This is a genomic window from Acidovorax cavernicola, assembly GCF_003581445.1.
On record NZ_QXMN01000004.1, the window covers coordinates 109,618 to 127,015 of the forward strand.

Consider the following 17,398-nt stretch of genomic DNA (forward strand, 5'->3'; position numbering starts at 1 on the left):
GAGCATTTGCAACGCGGAGGGGGCGTGTCTGGGCGGGATGAGCGGACATGGCGGGTTCGTTCACACCTTCTCCGGACTCGGGGAGCGCCGATTGTGCACGGCAGACGTGCGAAGGCGCAGCGCGCCGGGGGCGGTGCGCTGCGCCTTCTGCGCGGAAAACGAAACAAGAAGAGGAGGGCCGTTGCCGGCCGCTCCCTCCTTCGCCCTCGATCAGCCCAACAGGCCGTGCAGGATGTTCGTCACGGGTGCCAGCGGCGAGCCGCTGGTGCCGTGATCGAGCAGGCTGGTGATCGGGGCCACGACCTCGTTGACCAGCGGCGTGACCGCATGTTCGACCGTGCCCACCACCTGTGCGACCACCGGGGCGACCGTCGATACCGCGCCGGCCAGGATGTCGGTCGCGGGCGCCGTGGCACCCGACACCGCCTGCGTGGCCTCGCACGCGACCGGCGCGACGGTATCCGTCACATGGTCGAGCACAGACGACACCGGCTCGAGGATGTCCGCGGTCGGGCCCTTGCCTCCCAGCAGACCGCCGAGCAGGCTGCCGACGAGTCCGTCCTCGCCGACGATGCCGCCGAGCACACCGCCCAGCACGCCGTCTTCACCGAGCACGCCGCCGAGCAGACCGCCTTCGCCGCCACCGAGGACGCCGCCCACAAGGCCGTCGTCGCCCAGCACACCGCCGAGCAGACCGCCTTCGCCACCGCCGAGGACGCCACCCAGCAGGCCGTCGTCACCCAGCACGCCGCCGAGCAGACCACCTTCGCCGCCGCCGAGGACGCCACCCAACAGGCCGTCGTCACCCAGCACGCCGCCGAGCAGACCGCCGTCGCCACCGAGGACACCGCCCAACAGGCCGTCGTCACCCAGCACGCCACCGAGCAGACCACCGTCGCCGCCGAGGACGCCGCCCAGGAGGCCGTCGTCACCCAGCACGCCGCCGAGCAGACCGCCGTCGCCACCGAGGACGCCGCCCAGGAGGCCGTCGTCACCCAGCACGCCACCAAGCAGACCACCGTCGCCGCCGAGGACGCCACCCAGGAGGCCGTCGTCACCGAGCACACCACCCAGAAGACCGCCATCGCCGCCACCGAGCAGGCTGCCCAACAAGCCCTCGTCACCCAGCAAACCGCCGAGCAGGCCGCCTTCGCCACCGAGCACACCGCCCAACAGGCCGCCATCGCCGCCAAGGACGCCGCCCAGCAGGCTGCCGACCGGCCCTTCGGCACCGAGGATGCCGTCGTCGGCCAGGACACCGCCGAGCAGGCCGTCGTCGCCGAGGAGGCCGCCCAGAAGGCCGTCATCGCCCACCAGGCCACTCAGCAAGCCGTCTTCGCCGCCGAGGAGGCCGGCGAGCGGGGTGGCGCTGAGCAATGCGCCGACCGCGCCATCCGGGCCGAGCAGGCTGTCCACGAGGCCGTCGCCGCCAAGCAGTCCGCCGGTGAGGCCTTCGCTGCCGAGCACGCCGGCCAGCGCGCCGTCGCCACCGAGCACGCCGCCCAGGATGCCTTCGTCGCCGAGGAGGCCGTTGACCAGGCCGTCATCGCCCAACACACCGCCGAGCAGGCCACCGTCGCCACCGAGCAGACCGCCCAACAGGCCGTCGTCACCCAACACACCGCCGAGCAGGCCACCGTCGCCACCGAGCAGACCGCCCAACAGGCCGTCGTCACCCAACACGCCGCCGAGCAGACCGCCTTCACCGCCGAGCAAGCCGCCCAGGAGGCCGTCGTCACCCAGCACGCCGCCGAGCAGACCGCCTTCACCGCCGAGCAAGCCGCCCAGCAGGCCGTCGTCACCCAGCACGCCGCCAAGCAGACCGCCTTCGCCACCGAGCAAGCCGCCCAGCAGACCGTCGTCGCCCAGCACACCGCCAAGCAAGCCGCCTTCGCCACCGAGGATGCCGCCCAGCAGGCCGTCGTCGCCCAGTACACCGCCGAGCAAACCGCCTTCTCCGCCGAGGAGGCCACCGAGCAGGCCGTCGTCACCCAGCACACCGCCGAGCAGACCACCGTCGCCGCCGAGGACGCCACCCAGCAAGCCGCCGTCGCCGAGCAGGCCACCCAGCAGGCCGTCGTCTCCCAGCAGTTGTCCGATCAGGCCGTCTTCGCCGAGCACGTTGCCCAGCAGGCTGCCGTCGCCGAGCAGGCCGTCGAGCACCTGACTGACCACGCCGTCGGTGCCGAGCAGGTCGTCCGCGAGGCCGTCCAGGCCCAGCGGGGTCGTGATGCCGCCGAGCAAGCCGTCGCCGCCCAGGATGTTCTCGAGCGCGTTGCCCAGCGCATCGGTCAGGTAGTCGACCTGGCCGATCAGCGATCCGACGAGGGCGTCGGTCAGGCCGTCACCCAGCAGGCCGTCGACCACCGGCGTCAGCACGCCGCCGACGTGGATGGCGATGTCTTCGACCGCGTTGTCCACGGCCTCGAACTCGTTCGGGTCATTGGGCCGGAACTCTTCGCCGGTGATGGGCGAGAGCAGGTCGTCCACCAGGTCCGTGAGGCCGTCGGCCACGGGCATCAGCGAGGCGAGCGTGCCCGACGAGCCGGCTGTCGCGGCGCGCACGTTGGCTGCGCCGCTCCCGCCTCCCAGGCCGAGGGCGTTGTCGAGCGCGCCGAGCAGGCCGCCGACGAGGCCGTCGCCCGGATCGAGCAGGTGGTCTGCGTCTGCATCGGCGTCCGCGTCGGCATCCGCATCAGCGTCTGCATCCGCGTCGGCATCGGCGTCCGCATCTGCATCGGCGTCAGCGTCCGCATCGGCGTCAGCATCTGCGTCGGCATCCGAGTCAGCATCGGCATCGGTGTCCGAATCGGCATCTGCGTCGCTGTCGCCGATGCCCGAGACGAAGAGGGGGAAGCCGCCGCCGTCACCACCGCCACCGCCGCTCAGTGCGGCGCCCAGGCCGATGGCGCCCAGTGCGCCGAGTGCGAACTCACCCAGGCCGATGCCGCTGCCGCCCGCGGTCTTCTTGCTCACGGCGAGCGCCGCGGCTTCCGCGTCGCTGTCGGGCGAGGTGACATCGAGGTTGCCGGAGGCCACGTCGACATTCACCTGCTCCAGGCCGCTGGACAGCTTGGTCGAGGTGATGGTGGCGTCGGTACCGCCCGCGAAGACGCCGGCCAGCGGCGCCTTGTTGGTGGCCGAGCCGGGGAACAGCACGTTGGCCTGGCCGCCGTCGGGCACGATCACGCGGTCGCCCGCGATGAGGGTCTGGTTGCCGTCCACCGGCATCCGTAGTCCGTCGCGCATGACGACCGTGCCGGGCGAGGCGTTGGACAGCGTGCCCAGGCTGGTCGGCGCTGTCGCCGCAGCCGGGGCGGCCATGGCGGCTCCCGATCCGACAGGGCCCAGGGGCGTGACGCTGGCCTGGGCCAGCACCACGGGGGACGCGCCGCTTTCGGCAGCAGCAGGGATCGAAGCGATCGGCGATACGGTGGTGGACATGCAGCCTCCTCGTCAAATAAATGACTACAGAGGGCAACATGCGTGCCGCCTTTGATTCCGGCCGTCGGCGTTGAGCTGCGAACGCCCTATCTTGTTGATTTGAAAAGATTTTTGTGCAAGCGGCCCGATCGGGCCCAGGCGGCGAAACGGGCAGCTGTCGCCATCCGTTACGTAACGTGACGCACTTTTTTACCGGAACGCCGGACGCGTTCAGCGGTGCTCGGCTAACCGCGCAGCCGGACTTGGAGGCTCTTGAGGTTCGCCAGCCACGCGAGGTAGTCCTCGTCGTCCTCACCGAGTTCGGCCCAGGTGTCGTGCCCGTCCGCGTCGGGGTCGTCGAGGATGGCTTGCAACGCATCGGCGGCGGCATGCCGCAGCGCGGCGGGCGGCGCGGCCTTGCCGGCGCACCAGTCGATCGCGTGCGGGTGCACGTCGGCGCCGCCTTGTCCGGCGAGCACTGCCAGCACTTCGCTCGCGGCGACGATGCCTTCGGTCGAGCCCGAGTCCAGCGTCTCCTGGATGAAGGCGAGCGGGTCATCGGCTTCCTGCAGTTCACCCAGCCAATCGAGTGCCTCGTCGTTGCCGAAGCCGGCGGTGGACCATGTACCCATTCGTATGACTCCCGTGTGATGGCGCATTGCAAGGCGCCATGGATTGCGAAGACTGCCATGCTAGCGAACCGCATTTCGTGGTCGCGGCCGTGCGCAGAATTCGTCAGAATGCCGGGCGACGCTTCCAAGTAGCATGGCCGCGCCTCTTTCAACGAGGCGTGATCATCCAGTCCGTGAGCCCCGGGAGACAAGCTCCTCCTGGCCGGCATTGCAGCGATGTTCTTCCAGGACATTCCGCGATCACGACCGATCTGCCGTGCATGGCCAATGGAAGCAGATGTCGGGCCGCCTACTTATCCATGTCCACGGTTTCAGGGAGAGATTCAACATGTCATTCGTCTTTTCGTCGTTCACCGATCACCTGGGTGCGCTGCCGCCCGAACGCTCACGCCACGGCGATGCCTTGCGCGCACGCGTCCAGCAGCAGGTGCAGGCCCTGTCGCAATCCGATTTGTCGGGCTTCTCCTTCCTGCCCGACCAGACCGATCACCCCGACCACGAGGATGCGCCGCAAGTGTTCGCGCAGGCGGTCGAGCAGATGTACCTGCCCAAGCCCTGGCTGGGCGACGAGATCCCGCTGTTCTTCCTCGGCTACCACGCGATGAACCGCCTCAGCGGCAAGCGCACGTCGCAAGGGCTGCTGCTGACCGACCAGGCGATCTACGTGCAGGACGACTTCACCGTGCTGTCGGCCGCACCGCCGCCGGCGCAAGGCCATGCCTTGCCCGCGCGCGCGGACGATGCATCGTCCTTCGTCTCGACGCTGCTCGCGCGCTACAAGGCGTGGAAAGACTGGGCCGGCGTGGCCGACGAGCCCGAGGCGGAACTGCGCAAGCGCTGCGGCGAGGTGCTGGCGCCGACGGTCGCGGCGGTGGTGGCGTACCACGCGGAAAACGGCAGCCAGCGGCAGGTGCAGCAGCGCGAGTGGAAGCTGGCCGAACTCGTGGCCGACTATGGCGCGACCGACACCTTGCTCGATCCCGCCAACCCGAAGCTGGCCAAGAAGCTGGGCAAGGTGGTCGACAAGTTCCAGATCGCCGCAGGCGAGACGCTGCAGTTCGCGCTGGCCGACTTCCCGCTGTTCGGCGGCCCGTATGGCGTGGCGCTGACCGCGCAAGCGCTGTACGGCAAGGATCTGATGGAGTCGCCGCTTCGCATCGCGCTGGAGCGCGTGGAGCCGCGCGCGCTGCAGATCGGGGAGAAGGGCGACCAGTTGCTGACCGGTTCGACCCCGCCGATGGCGCTGCCCGCGCACATGAAGGAAGCACTGCGCGCGCCATTCCTCGCGTTCCTGCAGCAGGAAATCGTGCGCCTGCAATCGCGGGCCTGAGAAGGTGCGAACGAACCCGCCATGTCCGCTCATCCCGCCCAGACGCGCCCCCTCCGCGTTGCAAATGCTCGCCATAGCCCGAGCTATGGCTGTGCTTTGCGCCTTGAGGGGACGCGCCTGAGCGGGCTGCTCGGCCACGCCGGATTCATTCACACCTTCTGAGTCGTCCGCGTTTCATTCGACAAACAAATCGGGAGGAGTTTTCATGGGGTTCAAGGACACGCTCGCGCACGCGATGCTCGACAACGACAAGCTCAAGTTCGACGCTGCCGCGCCGGCGCTTTCCGCGCAAGAGCAATGGCTGGTCACGCTGAGCACGCCGCTGTCGGCCTTCAACGGCGACAGCGTGAACGCAGTGCTCACCGGCAAGGACAACGACACCCTGAGCGAAGGCGTCGCGCAGGTCTGGAACGTGACCGACCGGGCCAGCTTCGAGCAGACCGCCCGCTGGTTGACGGAAGAAGGTCAGCGCGCCACTTACCTGCCGTCGTGGAAGGCCATTGGTGCGATCGATGCGGCGGTGCAGTCCACGCCCGGCGTGCTGCGCCTGGTCATGGACGCGTGGTTTCCCGCGTTCTTCCAGATCAAGGCGCGTGAGCACCTGGACGTCCGCGCGCTCTCCGCGCAGACCGGGCGCTCGAGCGCCGACGTGAGCCAACTGCTGGCGGGCAGCCAGAGCTGGGTCAAGGCCTTGCGCCAGCACTTCGGCGTGGCGCCGGAGCAGGTGACGAGCCTGGTGGCCTGGGATGCGGTGCGCCTGGCCAACTTGTCGCGCTGGGCGGTGCAGCTGGGCTACATCGAGCGCGCGGAGTTCGCGGACTTTGCCGGCGCACTGGCACCGCAGGTGCGCGCGGCCTACACCAACTGGTCGCAGGTGAGTGCTGCGTACATCGCGGGCGGCCTGATCTGGCAGTACTCCGACGCGCGCGAAGAGCACCTGCTACGCACGAACCGCCTGCTGCTGAGCGACGCGCGCAGCCCGTATCGCAGCGTGCCTTTCGCCTGAGCCTGTCCAGGCACGTTCGCCACCGGGCGCGTCAGGCTTTCGCCTTCAGCGCATACACCGCATAGATCGGCACGCCCAGGAAGAACAGCACCATCGGCGCGAACAGCGTGTAGGGCCAGCCCATGCCCTCCATCACGCGGTAGGTGCCTTCCAGCTGCAGGTGCGGGTGGGGACGCGTCAGGTCCTCGCTCCGACGCAGGCCCCACCGGAACTCCGCACCGGTCGCGCGCACCGACGGGTGCTGGCGCGCGCGGCCCACGGCCAGCCAGCACATCGCGTCGAAGGCCAGCACCGAGCCCGGCGGCGCGCGTTCGCCGAACGTGGCGAACACGGCGTTCACCTGCTCGGGCTCGAGGTACATCAGCACGCCTTCGGTGAACAGGAAGACCGGCTGCGCCTGGCGCTTGCGCGGCAGGCCGAGCTGGTCCCACCAGTCGGGCGCCGTCAGGTCGAGTTCGCGCAGGTCGTGGCGCGGATGCGTTTCGGGCAGCAGCTCGCGGCGCAGGTCCAGCACCTCGGGCAGGTCGGCGTCGGTCATGCGCGACTTGCCGTCGTCCAACCACTGGAAGTAGTGGCTCAGGCCGCAGCCCATGTTCACGACGCGCGCCCCCGGATGCAGCTTGAGGAAGTCTTGCGCCAGGCTGCGGAAGCGCCGCGTGCGCGCAAGGATGCCGTAGATGCTCGTGCGGTCGTCGGGCAGGGCGTGGTCGTCGTCGCGGATCTTCTCGAGGATGCCGGCGGCGTAGGCGTCGCGCACGGCCATCTGCGGAAAGAGCGCATCGCCCGAGGCCCGCGCGGCCAGCGGAATCCGCAGGGTGGACGGCACAGCCGACAGTTTGCGCGCGGGTTTGCCGGTGGTCATGAAGGCGGGAACAAGGGCATGCGCAAAGTCTGGCCGGTCCCGCGCGTGCGGGCAAGTCAGTCTTTGGTGTTGCCCGCGGGCGGTCGCTGGCGGGCGAGGTGGCGGTACACGGTGCTGCGATGGACCCCGAGCCGGCGTGCCGCGCGCGACACGTCGTGGTCGCAGGCCCGCAGCGCCTCGTCGATGGCGTGGCGCGTGATGGTCTGCAGCGGTGCGTTGGGTTGCGGCGTTGCCGCTTCACCGAAGTCACCAGAGTCGGCGATGGGCGCGGCATCGCGCAGGTGCGCGGGCAGGGCATCGGCCGTCACGGCATCGCCCGCATCGGCCAGCGCGACGAGGGCACGCAGCACGCTGCGCAGCTCGCGCACGTTGCCGGGCCAGCGGTAGGCGGCCAGGCGTTCGAGCGCGTCGTTCTCCAGGCACAGGTGCTTGGCGGCGCCGCCCGATTCGAGAAACAGACGCGAGATCAGCGCGCGCCGGTCGGCGCGCTCGTGCAGCGAGGGCAGGGCAACGGTGAAACCGGCCACGCGGTACATCAGGTCGGCGCGGAAGCGCCCGGCCTCGACCAGCGCGGGCAGGCCCGCGTGCGTGGCGCAGACCAGGTCGAAATCGACCGCCACGCCCTGGCCGCCACCCAGCGGCGTGACCACGCGGCCTTCGAGCACGCGCAGCAGCCGCGTCTGCAGTGCGAGCGGGATCTCGGCGATCTCGTCGAGAAACAGCACGCCGCCGTGCGCTTCCCGGATGCGGCCCGGCATGCCCTTGCGGCGCGCGCCGGTGAAGGCGCCTTCTTCATAGCCGAACAGTTCGGCCTCGATCAGCGTCTCGGGCAGCGAGGCGCAATCGACCGCCACGAACGGGCCCGCGCTGCGCCGGCTGGCGGCATGCAGGCGGCGCGAGAACACCTCCTTGCCGCTGCCGGTCTCGCCGTTCACCAGCACCGGCACGCCTTCGTTGAGCACGCGCACGGCGCGTTCCAGCAGCGGGCGCACCACGTCGTCGTCGCCGGCGGACGTGGCGGCCATCGCGTGCCGCGCGCCGGTGCGGCCCGTGCCGCTGCTCGCCGTGCCCGTGCGCTCCATGACGGTCGCGATCTGCCGCCCGCCCGGCAGCGTGAGCAGGCTGCGCCGGTGTTCCATGCGCGGCCAGTGCACGCCCAGGAATTCCTCGGCGTCGACGCCGAGCAGGCCGTCCCACGAACGGCCGAACAGGTCGAGCGCGACGCGGTTGGCCGCGACGATGCGGCCACCCTCGATCACCACCAGCCCTTCGCGCGCGGTGCCGATCAGCGCCGGCCGCGCATGGAAGCGCAGCACATGGCCCGAAGCATCGGCCAGCAGCATGCGGTGCTCGACCTGCTGCGCCGCCATGCGCACCAGCCCGAGGGCGTGGTGGTTCACGCGCGCCGTTTCGCCCGAGATGTCGAGCGCGCCGGCCAGCTCGCCGCGGCCGGTGAAGATCGGCGCCGCGGCGCAGCCCAGCGCGCCGTTCTGTGCCAGGTAGTGCTCTCCGCCCAGCACCAACAGCGCCTCGCGCTCGGCCAGCGCGGTGCCGATGGCGTTGGTGCCGCGGTGACTTTCCGACCATTCCACGCCGGGCTGCAGCGCCACGCGTTGCGCCTTGGGCAGAAAGTCGGGGCTGCCGATTTCCTCGAGGATCAGGCCGCTGGCGTCCGACAGCGCGACGATGCAGCCGTTGCCCACGGCATGCTCGGCGAGCCCGTCGAGCTCGGGCTGCGCGCAGCTGAGCAGGCGCATGGCCTGTTCGCGCCGCTCGTCGAGCAGCGACGGCGCCATCGGCGTGGGGTCGATGCATTGCGGGTCGACCGGCCGGCTGCGCTGCCACGAGCGCGAGATGTGCGGCGCGATCCATGGCGCGGGGTCGCGCCCTTGCGCGAAGAACAGCTCGCGGGCCTGTTCGACGCTGACCGATGGCAACTGCGCTGCACTCATGCGTGGCTCCGATGGATGGGTTCCCGGCGATTCGCCTTGTGCGACATCGTAGTCGCCGTATTCGCGCAGACATGTCGCAGATTGCGAATGGAAACCCTCTGGACCGCCGCGCCTCCTCTGGAGAGTGGCCTCGGGATTGCCCTGATTCGGCCGGGTATGCCGCTTGCGGTGCCTGTGCGGGCCGCCGCATGTCGCGGCGCCCGTTCACACCTTACCCAACGGAGACAACCCATGGACATGCTCGAACCGGGCAAATTCGGTACCGCGGTGCCCTTCAAGAAGCGCTACGGCAACTACATCGGCGGCGAATGGGTCGCGCCGGTGGAGAACCAGTATTTCGGCAACATCACCCCCGTCACCGGCAAGGTCTTCTGCGAAGTGCCGCGTTCGAGCGCCGCCGACATCGAGCGCGCGCTCGACGCCGCCCACAAGGCCAAGGGCGCCTGGGGCCGCACCTCGACCACCGAGCGCGCGAACATCCTGAACCGCATCGCCGACCGCATGCAGGAGAACCTGCCCATGCTGGCCGCCGCCGAGACCTGGGACAACGGCAAGCCCATCCGCGAGACCATGGCCGCCGACCTGCCGCTGGCCATCGACCACTTCCGCTACTTCGCCTCGTGCGTGCGCTCGCAGGAAGGCGGCATCAGCGAGATCGACCACGAGACCTTCGCGTACCACTTCCACGAGCCCATCGGCGTGGTCGGCCAGATCATTCCGTGGAACTTCCCGATCCTCATGGCCGTGTGGAAGCTCGCGCCCGCGCTGGCGGCCGGCAACTGCGTGGTGCTCAAGCCCGCCGAGCAGACGCCGGTGTCGATCCTGGTGCTGCTGGAGGTCATCGGCGACCTGCTGCCGCCGGGCGTGCTGAACGTGGTCAACGGCTTCGGCGTGGAGGCGGGCAAGCCGCTGGCGTCGAGCAACCGCATCGGCAAGATCGCCTTCACCGGCGAGACCACCACCGGCCGGCTGATCTCGCAGTACGCGAGCCAGAACCTCATTCCGGTCACGCTGGAGCTGGGTGGCAAGTCGCCCAACATCTTCTTCGCCGACGTGATGGAGCGCGACGACGCCTTCTTCGACAAGGCGCTCGAAGGCTTCACCATGTTCGCGCTGAACCAGGGCGAGGTCTGCACCTGCCCGAGCCGCGCGCTGATCCAGGAGTCGATCTACGACCGCTTCATGGAACGCGCATTGAAGCGCGTGGCCGCGATCAAGCAGGGCAGCCCGCTCGACGCGGCCACCATGATCGGCGCGCAGGCCTCGAGCGAGCAGCTGGAGAAGATCCTGTCGTACCTCGACATCGGCCGGCAGGAGGGCGCGCAGGTGCTGATCGGCGGTGAGCGCCAGCGCCTCGATGGCGACCTGGCCGACGGCTACTACGTGAAGCCGACCGTGTTCAAGGGCCACAACAAGATGCGCATCTTCCAGGAAGAAATCTTCGGGCCCGTGGTGTCGGTCACCACCTTCAAGGACGAGGAAGAAGCCCTTGCCATCGCCAACGACACGCTCTACGGGCTGGGCGCCGGCGTGTGGAGCCGCGACATGAACCGCGCCTTCCGCATGGGCCGCGGCATCCAGGCCGGGCGCGTGTGGACCAACTGCTACCACCAGTACCCGGCGCATGCGGCCTTCGGCGGCTACAAGCAGTCGGGCATCGGACGCGAGAACCACAAGATGATGCTCGACCACTACCAGCAGACCAAGAACCTGCTCGTGAGCTACAGCGAGAACAAGCTGGGCTTCTTCTGATGACCGGCGAGGTTCTGCGCGTCACCGCGACCGACGCGGCGCTCGCGCTCGTGGGCGACCTCGCCGCAAGGCACGGCCCGCTGATGTTCCATCAGTCGGGCGGTTGCTGCGACGGCAGCGCACCCATGTGCTATGCCCAGGGCGAGTTCATCGTGGGCGACTACGACCGTCTGCTGGGCCACATCGGCGGCATGCCGTTCTACATCAGCGGGCCGCAGTTCGCGTACTGGCAGCACACGCAGCTGATCATCGACGTGGTGCCGGGGCGCGGCGGCATGTTCTCGCTCGAAGGGCCGCTGGGCGTGCGCTTCCTGACGCGCTCGCGGCTGTTCACGGATGAAGAGTGGGCGGTGCTGGAGGCGGGAGCGGACGCGGCGAGATAGCGCGTTCGTATTCAGTTCGACGAGGCGAGCAGCTGCTGTACCAGCAGCTGCGCTGCCGGCGAGAGCGCCGCACCGGTCTTCGTCGCCATCAGCAGGCGCCGCGTGGCCCAGGCGTCCTTGAGGTGCACCACCTTCAGGTCGAGGGCCGCCACCTGCGCCTTGCAGGCGGCCAGCGGCACCACGCCGATGCCCAGGTTGGCCGCGATCATGTGGCACATCGCATCGAAGCTGCGCACCTGCACGCGCAGGCGCATCGGGATGCCGGCCTGCTCGGCCGCGCGCGAGGTCAGCTCGAGCAGCGAGCTGCTGCGGTTCAGCCCCACGAACTCATGGGCCAGGCAGGTCTTGAAGTCGACCTGCTTCGTGCGCAGTCGGGCCAGCGGGTGCGGCTTGGCGCACAGCACCACGAGCTCGTCGGTCTGGAAGGGTGCGACGTCCAGGCCATAGGCGGGCGTGTTCTCTGCGAACACGCCTACGTCGGCGAGGCCATCGACCAGTGCGCGCACGATGTCGCCGCTCAGTTGTTCCTCGACTTCGACGCGGATGTCGGGATGCTTGCCGAGGAAGGCCGCCAGCGTGGTCGGCAGGAACTCCGTCAGTGCCGACATGTTGGCCCACAACCGCACATGGCCGCGCACGCCGCTGGAGTAGTCGCCCAGCTCGCTGCTGAACTGCTCGAAGCCCTGAAAGAGCCGCATCGCATGCTGCATCGCCACATGCCCGGCCGGTGTGAGCGCGATGCCCTGGGAGCTGCGCTCGAGCAGCTTCGATCCGGTGGCCGTTTCGAAGTCGGACAACCGCCGGCTCGCCGCCGAGAGCGCGAGGTGACACGCCTCCGCCCCCTTGGTGATGCTGCCCGACTGGGCGACCGCGCAGAACAGGCGCAGCGTCACGAAATCGACACGTGCGGGGTTGATGGTGCTGGCCATCGGCGGATTCTAGAGAGCGCGCCAGTGCCTAAAGTCATGCGCACGGGTCAAAAAGATTTTTGACATGTTATGTCGCTGCACCTATAGTGAATCCAGCGAAGCATCGCGCGCTTCCAACGGTAGACAACCCAAAGGAGAGGTATGCAAACACTGCTCGATCAACTCAAGGGGCTCGATGCGCTGGCGGGTGCGGCGATGGGCGGGCTGCCCGTGCAGCTGCAGCCCATTCCGGGCAGCACGCCGGTGGTCCAGGTGAGCATCGAAGGGCGCGACGAGCTGCCGATCTTCGTCACGAGCTCCGAGATGCAGATCATCTGCATCTGCTACCTCTGGACCGAAGAGGACGTGAAGCCCGCGCGGCGCACCGAGCTGCTCGAATCGCTGCTCGACCTCAATCCGTCGGTGCCGCTGTCGTCCTTCGGGCGCGTCGGTGGCCGCTACGTGCTCACCGGGGCTCTCGGGCGCAATGCCAGCGTGGAAGACATCGCACGCGAGGTGGCCGTGCTCAGCGACAACGCGCTCGATGCCCTCGACGCCCTGTCCGATTTCCTGAACTAAGCGGAGACTCCCATGACAGTCATCAAGAAGCTGGTCACCTTGCTGCGCGGCAGCGCCCGCGAAATCGGCGAGAGCGTGATCGACAGCAACGCCACGCGCATCTACGAACAGGAAATCATCGACGCCAAGCACAGCATCGAGAAGGCCAAGGGCGACCTTACCGGCGTGATGGCCAAGGAGATGCAGTCGGCCCGCGAGATCGAACGCCTGAAGGGCGAGGTCGCGCGCTACGAAGGCCTGGCGCTCGAAGCCCTCAACAAGACGCAGGAAGGCCTGGCGCTCGATGTGGCGGCCAAGGTCGGCACGCTGGAGCAGGAACTCGAGGAGCAGGCCAAGGCCCACGCCTCGTACGCGCTGCAGGTGTCCCGGCTCAAGGAACTGATCAAGTCGGCCGAAGCGCGCATCCGCGAGCACGAGCGCGAGATCGGCATCGCCAAGACCACCGAGAGCGTCTACCGCGCCACGCAGTCGATCTCCGAGAACATCGGCAGCGGCGGATCGCGCCTGGCCAGTGCGCGCGAGTCGCTGGAGCGCATTCGCTCGCGCCACGAGGACCTGGCCGATCGCATGACGGCAGGCCAGCAGCTCGAAGACGAGTTCGGTCACAGTGCGCTCGAAAAGAAGCTGGCAGCGGCGGGCATCGGCAACGACGCCGACCGCACCGGCAAGGTGATGGAGCGCATCCGGGCCCGTCAGGCCAAGCCGTCCGAGCCGCCGAAGCCGGTTTCGGAATGACCGTGCGGGTCAAGCCGGTTCGCTGGCAGGGCTCGGACGAGGCGATACGCGCGGTCCAGGTGGCCTTCGATGTGGAAGAGGCGGTGCTCGAGGCCGTGCGCACCGCGGCGTTCGAGCAGCATGTGTCCACGCCCGACCAGATCCGGCAGGTGCTGGGTCTGGCGACCACCTCGAAGCCGAAGCGGCCGCGCCTCACGGTGTCGCTGAATGCGGCCGACTATGAATTCCTGGCGGCGCGCTACGGCCTGTCGCCCGAGGATCGCCTGGCCATCAAGGAGAAGGCCACGCGCGAACTGATTGCCTTTGCAGGCAGGGCGAACAAGAAGAACACCGGAACAAAGAAGCCGGGCGGCAGGTAAGAAGAAAAGAGAACAACAACCAACCCGCACGCGGGAGGATCAATGGGCGATTTCATGGGAGCGGTGACGGGGTACCCCACCGCGATCTACACGGTGCTGCTCGGCGTCGTGGTGATCTATTGGGTGCTCGCGGTGGTCGGCATGGTCGACTTCGAGAGCAGCGGGATCGACGTCGACCTGCAGACGCATGCCGACGGCGACACCAGCGACATGGGCCAGATCGCGAGCTACGTGGTCGCCTTCGGCCTGAACGGCGTGCCGTTCTCGGTGGCCGTGAGCCTGCTGGTACTGGTGGCGTGGACGCTGTCGTGCCTGGGCGGCGAGTGGCTGCTGCCGCTGGTGCCGACGATGGTGCTCAAGCTGGTGGCCGGCACGGTGCTGCTGGTGGCCAGCGCGGCCATCGCGATTCCGGTGACGGCGGTGGCGATCCGTCCGCTCAAGGGCCTCTTCGTGAGCCACACGGCCGTGAGCAATGCGGCGCTGGTGGGCCAGGTCTGCCGCGTTGTCACCGGCACGGTGAACGAGAAAGACGGCCGCGCCGAGGTGGCGCGCCGCGGCGCCAGCCTCAACATCCGTGTCTGGGCGCCCACGCCCAACAGCCTCAAGCGCGGCTCGCACGCGCTCATCCTCGAATACGACGAGGTGGCCGCGCGCTACCTCATCGCGGCGCACGAAGACATCGTCTGACCGCGCGCATCCCTCACCCCGATTCGTTCGCTCGCTCTTAAAGCATCTGGAGAAAAAATGGAGCCCATCATCTTTGCCGTGGTCATCCTGGCCGTCGTCATCCTCGGCCTGTTCGCGATGTTCGCCAAGTTCTATCGCAAGATCGAACAGGGCCATGCACTCATCGTGAACACGCTGCGCGCCGAGCCCGAGGTGACCTTCACCGGCCGCATGGTCTACCCGATCATCCACAAGGCCGAGCTGATGGACATCTCGGTCAAGACCATCGAGATCGATCGTTCGGCCAACGAAGGCCTGATCTGCCGCGACAACATTCGCGCCGACATCAAGGTGAAGTTCTTCGTGCGCGTGAACAAGACGGCCGACGACGTGCTGAAGGTGGCACAGGGCATCGGCTGCGCGCGGGCTTCGAACCACGAGACGCTCGAAGAGCTGTTCTCGGCCAAGTTCTCCGAAGCGCTCAAGACGGTCGGCAAGTCGATGGACTTCGTCGACCTGTACCAGGCACGCGACGGCTTCCGCGACGAGATCATCAGCCAGATCGGCAACGACCTCTCGGGCTACGTGCTCGAAGACGCCGCCATCGACTACCTCGAGCAGACGCCACTGTCGGAACTCGATGCCAACAACATCCTCGATGCACAGGGCATCAAGAAGATCACCGAACTGACGGCGGTCGAGCATGTGCGCACCAACGAGCTGCGCCGCAACGAGGAAATGCAGATCAAGAAGAAGAACGTCGAGACGCAGGAAGCGCTGCTCGAACTGGAGCGCCAGCAGGCCGACGCCACCGCGCGCCAGCAGCGCGAAATTGCCAGCGTACGTGCCCGCGAGGAGGCCGAGACGGCCAAGATCCGGGCGGAAGAACTCACCAAGTCCGAAACGGCGCGCCTGCTCGGGGAGCAGACGGTGTCCGTGCAGCACGAGAACGTACAGCGCGAGAGGGAAGTGGCCGAGAACAACCGCAAGCGCGCCGTGGCCATCGAGGAAGAAAAGGTCATCCGTGCCCGCGACCTCGAGATCGTCGATCGCGAGAAGGAGGTGACCCTGCAGCGCATCGAGAAGGACAAGGCCGTCGAAGTGCAGAAGAAGGCCATCGCCGACGTGATCCGCGAGCGCATCGTGGTCGAGCGCACCGTGGCCGAGCAGGAAGAAGCCATCAAGGAACTGCGCGTGGTGGCCGAAGCCGAGCGCACCAAGAAGTCGGTTGTCATCATGGCCGAGGGCCAGGCCGAAGAGAAGATGGTGCTCGACGTGAAGGCGGCCGAGACGCAGGAAAAGCGCGCGCGCCACAAGGCGGCCGAGGAACTCACGCTGGCCGAGGCCAAGCTCAAGGTGGCCGAACGCGACGCCGAATCGAAGAAGCGCGAAGCCGAAGGCGTGGAAGCCATTTCCGCTGCACCGGGTCTTGCCGCGGCCAAGGTCGAGATCGCCACGGCCCAGGCCAAGCTCGCGAGCTTCGAAGCCGAGGCTTCGGGCAAGGAAAAGCTGGGTCTGGCCGACGTGCATGTGCGTCAGGCCGATGCCGATGCGATCCTCAAGGCCGGTCAGGCCGACGCGCAGGTCATCGAGGCCCGTTCGCAGGCCGAGGCGGCCGGCATGCGTGCCAAGTTCGAGGCCGAGGCCTCCGGCAAGGAAAAACTCGGTCTCGCCGACGTCAACGTGCGCGCGGCCGACGCAGAAGCCACGCTCAAGTCGGGCCAGGCCGATGCACAGGTCATCGAGGCGCGCTTCAATGCCGAGGCGAAGGGCCTGCACGAGAAGTTCGAGGCCATGAAGTCCATGAGCCCCGAGACCCGCGACCACGAAGAATTCCGCATGCGCCTGGAGAAGTCGCACATCGAGACCCTCAAGGGCATCGACGCGCAGACGTCCATCGCCAAGGAGCAGGCCGAGGTGCTCGGCACCGCGCTGGCCAACGCCAAGATCGACATCGTGGGCGGGCAGGGCGACTACTTCGACAGCTTCGTGCGCTCGCTCTCCGTGGGCAAGGGCATCGACGGCGTCATCTCCAAGAGCCAGGCCGTGCAGGTCGCCTTCAAGGACCAGCTCTCCGGCGAGCGTGATGTGGTGAAGGACCTGCGCGACATCGTCGGCGCGCTGGGCAATTCGTCGGGCGAAATCCAGAACCTCAGCGTTGCCTCGCTGATGAGCAGGATCGCCAGCGACGGCACCGAGAGCCAGAAGTCGGCGCTGCAGAACCTAATCTCCACCTTCCGTCACTGATCGGGTGCGCGATGAACCCGAACCTGAAGTGCAGCTGCACGGCGCACGCCGCGATGCAACCGGTCGCCCTCGCCGAAGCATTGCTCGGCGTGCAGTGCGGTGACTGCCAAGGCATGGTGATGGCGATGGACGACTGGCGCGCCTGGAAGGTCGCCCACCCGAACCGCGTGCCGCATGAGGTCGACGACGAAGTCATCGAGGTGTTCGACCTGGCGGCCGTGCGCCATTGCCCTGCATGCGACCGCTTGATGCAGCGCCTGCGCGTGAGCGCCGGGCCTGATTTCCGCATCGACCGCTGCGTGGCCTGCCAGAACCTCTGGTTCGACCAGGGCGAGTGGCGCGCCCTCGTGAGCCGCGGCCTGGCCGACCGGCTCGACGAGCTGCTGTCCGACGGCTGGCAGCGCCGGCTGCAGACCGAAGAGGTGCGCGAGGCCCGCGTCGCCGCGCTGCGCCGCCGCTACGGCGACGACTGCATCGACGAGCTGGACCGCATCCGCGGCTGGCTCGACACCCAGCCTCACCGCGACGAATTGCTCGCACTGCTGCGCGCGGACTGACCGCGCC

The 17,398-nt window shown here is 68.3% G+C and carries 15 protein-coding genes; 10 read left to right on the top strand and 5 right to left on the bottom strand.

Annotation, left to right across the window (positions count from 1 at the left end):
* Positions 1–210: 210 nt before the first annotated feature.
* Positions 211–3,444 carry a hypothetical protein gene (locus D3H34_RS06470; protein WP_119552617.1) on the bottom strand — a complete coding sequence of 1,078 codons (3,234 nt, stop codon included), beginning with the start codon at positions 3,442–3,444 and terminating at the stop codon, positions 211–213.
* Positions 3,445–3,668: 224 nt separating this feature from the next.
* Positions 3,669–4,055, bottom strand: a complete 387-nt coding sequence (locus D3H34_RS06475) for a DUF4259 domain-containing protein (protein WP_167481130.1) — start codon at positions 4,053–4,055, stop codon at positions 3,669–3,671.
* Positions 4,056–4,383: 328 nt separating this feature from the next.
* On the opposite strand from D3H34_RS06475, the gene D3H34_RS06480 reads away from it, so the two are divergent.
* Positions 4,384–5,385, top strand: a complete 1,002-nt coding sequence (locus D3H34_RS06480; RefSeq protein WP_119552619.1) for a hypothetical protein — start codon at positions 4,384–4,386, stop codon at positions 5,383–5,385.
* A gap of 205 nt (positions 5,386–5,590) precedes the next feature.
* A complete protein-coding gene (locus D3H34_RS06485) occupies positions 5,591–6,391 on the top strand; it encodes a DUF1266 domain-containing protein (RefSeq protein WP_119552620.1) in 801 nt (266 codons plus the stop codon).
* 31 nt (positions 6,392–6,422) lie between these two features.
* On the opposite strand, the gene D3H34_RS06490 is transcribed toward D3H34_RS06485, so the two are convergent.
* Together D3H34_RS06490 and D3H34_RS06495 are read right to left on the bottom strand one after the other, a co-directional pair.
* Positions 6,423–7,253 (bottom strand): class I SAM-dependent methyltransferase, encoded by an 831-nt coding sequence (locus D3H34_RS06490; RefSeq protein WP_205736679.1) that lies wholly within the window; start codon positions 7,251–7,253, stop codon positions 6,423–6,425.
* 56 nt (positions 7,254–7,309) lie between these two features.
* Positions 7,310–9,205, bottom strand: a complete 1,896-nt coding sequence (locus D3H34_RS06495) for a sigma-54-dependent Fis family transcriptional regulator (RefSeq protein ID WP_119552621.1) — start codon at positions 9,203–9,205, stop codon at positions 7,310–7,312.
* 231 nt (positions 9,206–9,436) lie between these two features.
* Between D3H34_RS06495 and adh the strand changes: the two genes are divergently transcribed.
* Positions 9,437–10,957 (top strand): aldehyde dehydrogenase, encoded by a 1,521-nt coding sequence (adh, locus tag D3H34_RS06500; RefSeq protein ID WP_119552622.1) that lies wholly within the window; start codon positions 9,437–9,439, stop codon positions 10,955–10,957.
* The gene (locus D3H34_RS06505) at positions 10,957–11,340 is read left to right on the top strand and encodes a DUF779 domain-containing protein (RefSeq protein ID WP_119552623.1); all 384 of its coding nucleotides are present in this window, start codon (positions 10,957–10,959) and stop codon (positions 11,338–11,340) included. The genes adh and D3H34_RS06505 overlap by 1 nt, the downstream gene beginning before the upstream one ends.
* Before the next feature lie 11 nt (positions 11,341–11,351).
* On the opposite strand, the gene D3H34_RS06510 is transcribed toward D3H34_RS06505, so the two are convergent.
* Entirely contained in the window at positions 11,352–12,269 is a 918-nt protein-coding gene (locus D3H34_RS06510) for a LysR family transcriptional regulator (protein WP_119552624.1), read from the bottom strand.
* 141 nt (positions 12,270–12,410) lie between these two features.
* On the opposite strand from D3H34_RS06510, the gene D3H34_RS06515 reads away from it, so the two are divergent.
* From D3H34_RS06515 to D3H34_RS06540, 6 genes are read left to right on the top strand one after another with little or no spacing between them, the layout of a single operon-like run.
* Positions 12,411–12,827, top strand: coding sequence for a YjfI family protein (locus D3H34_RS06515; RefSeq protein WP_119552625.1), 417 nt, complete (start codon positions 12,411–12,413; stop codon positions 12,825–12,827).
* A gap of 12 nt (positions 12,828–12,839) precedes the next feature.
* Positions 12,840–13,562, top strand: coding sequence for a PspA/IM30 family protein (locus tag D3H34_RS06520; RefSeq protein WP_119552626.1), 723 nt, complete (start codon positions 12,840–12,842; stop codon positions 13,560–13,562).
* A complete protein-coding gene (locus D3H34_RS06525) occupies positions 13,559–13,921 on the top strand; it encodes a hypothetical protein (RefSeq protein ID WP_119552627.1) in 363 nt (120 codons plus the stop codon). Before D3H34_RS06520 ends, D3H34_RS06525 begins: the two co-directional genes overlap by 4 nt.
* Positions 13,922–13,963: 42 nt before the next feature.
* A complete protein-coding gene (locus tag D3H34_RS06530; protein WP_119552628.1) occupies positions 13,964–14,608 on the top strand; it encodes an OB-fold-containig protein in 645 nt (214 codons plus the stop codon).
* Positions 14,609–14,665: 57 nt separating this feature from the next.
* Entirely contained in the window at positions 14,666–16,834 is a 2,169-nt protein-coding gene (locus tag D3H34_RS06535; RefSeq protein WP_119552629.1) for a flotillin family protein, read from the top strand.
* 11 nt (positions 16,835–16,845) lie between these two features.
* Positions 16,846–17,391: a TFIIB-type zinc ribbon-containing protein gene (locus tag D3H34_RS06540; protein WP_119552630.1), complete on the top strand. Its 546-nt coding sequence runs from the start codon at positions 16,846–16,848 to the stop codon at positions 17,389–17,391.
* Positions 17,392–17,398: the final 7 nt, after the last annotated feature.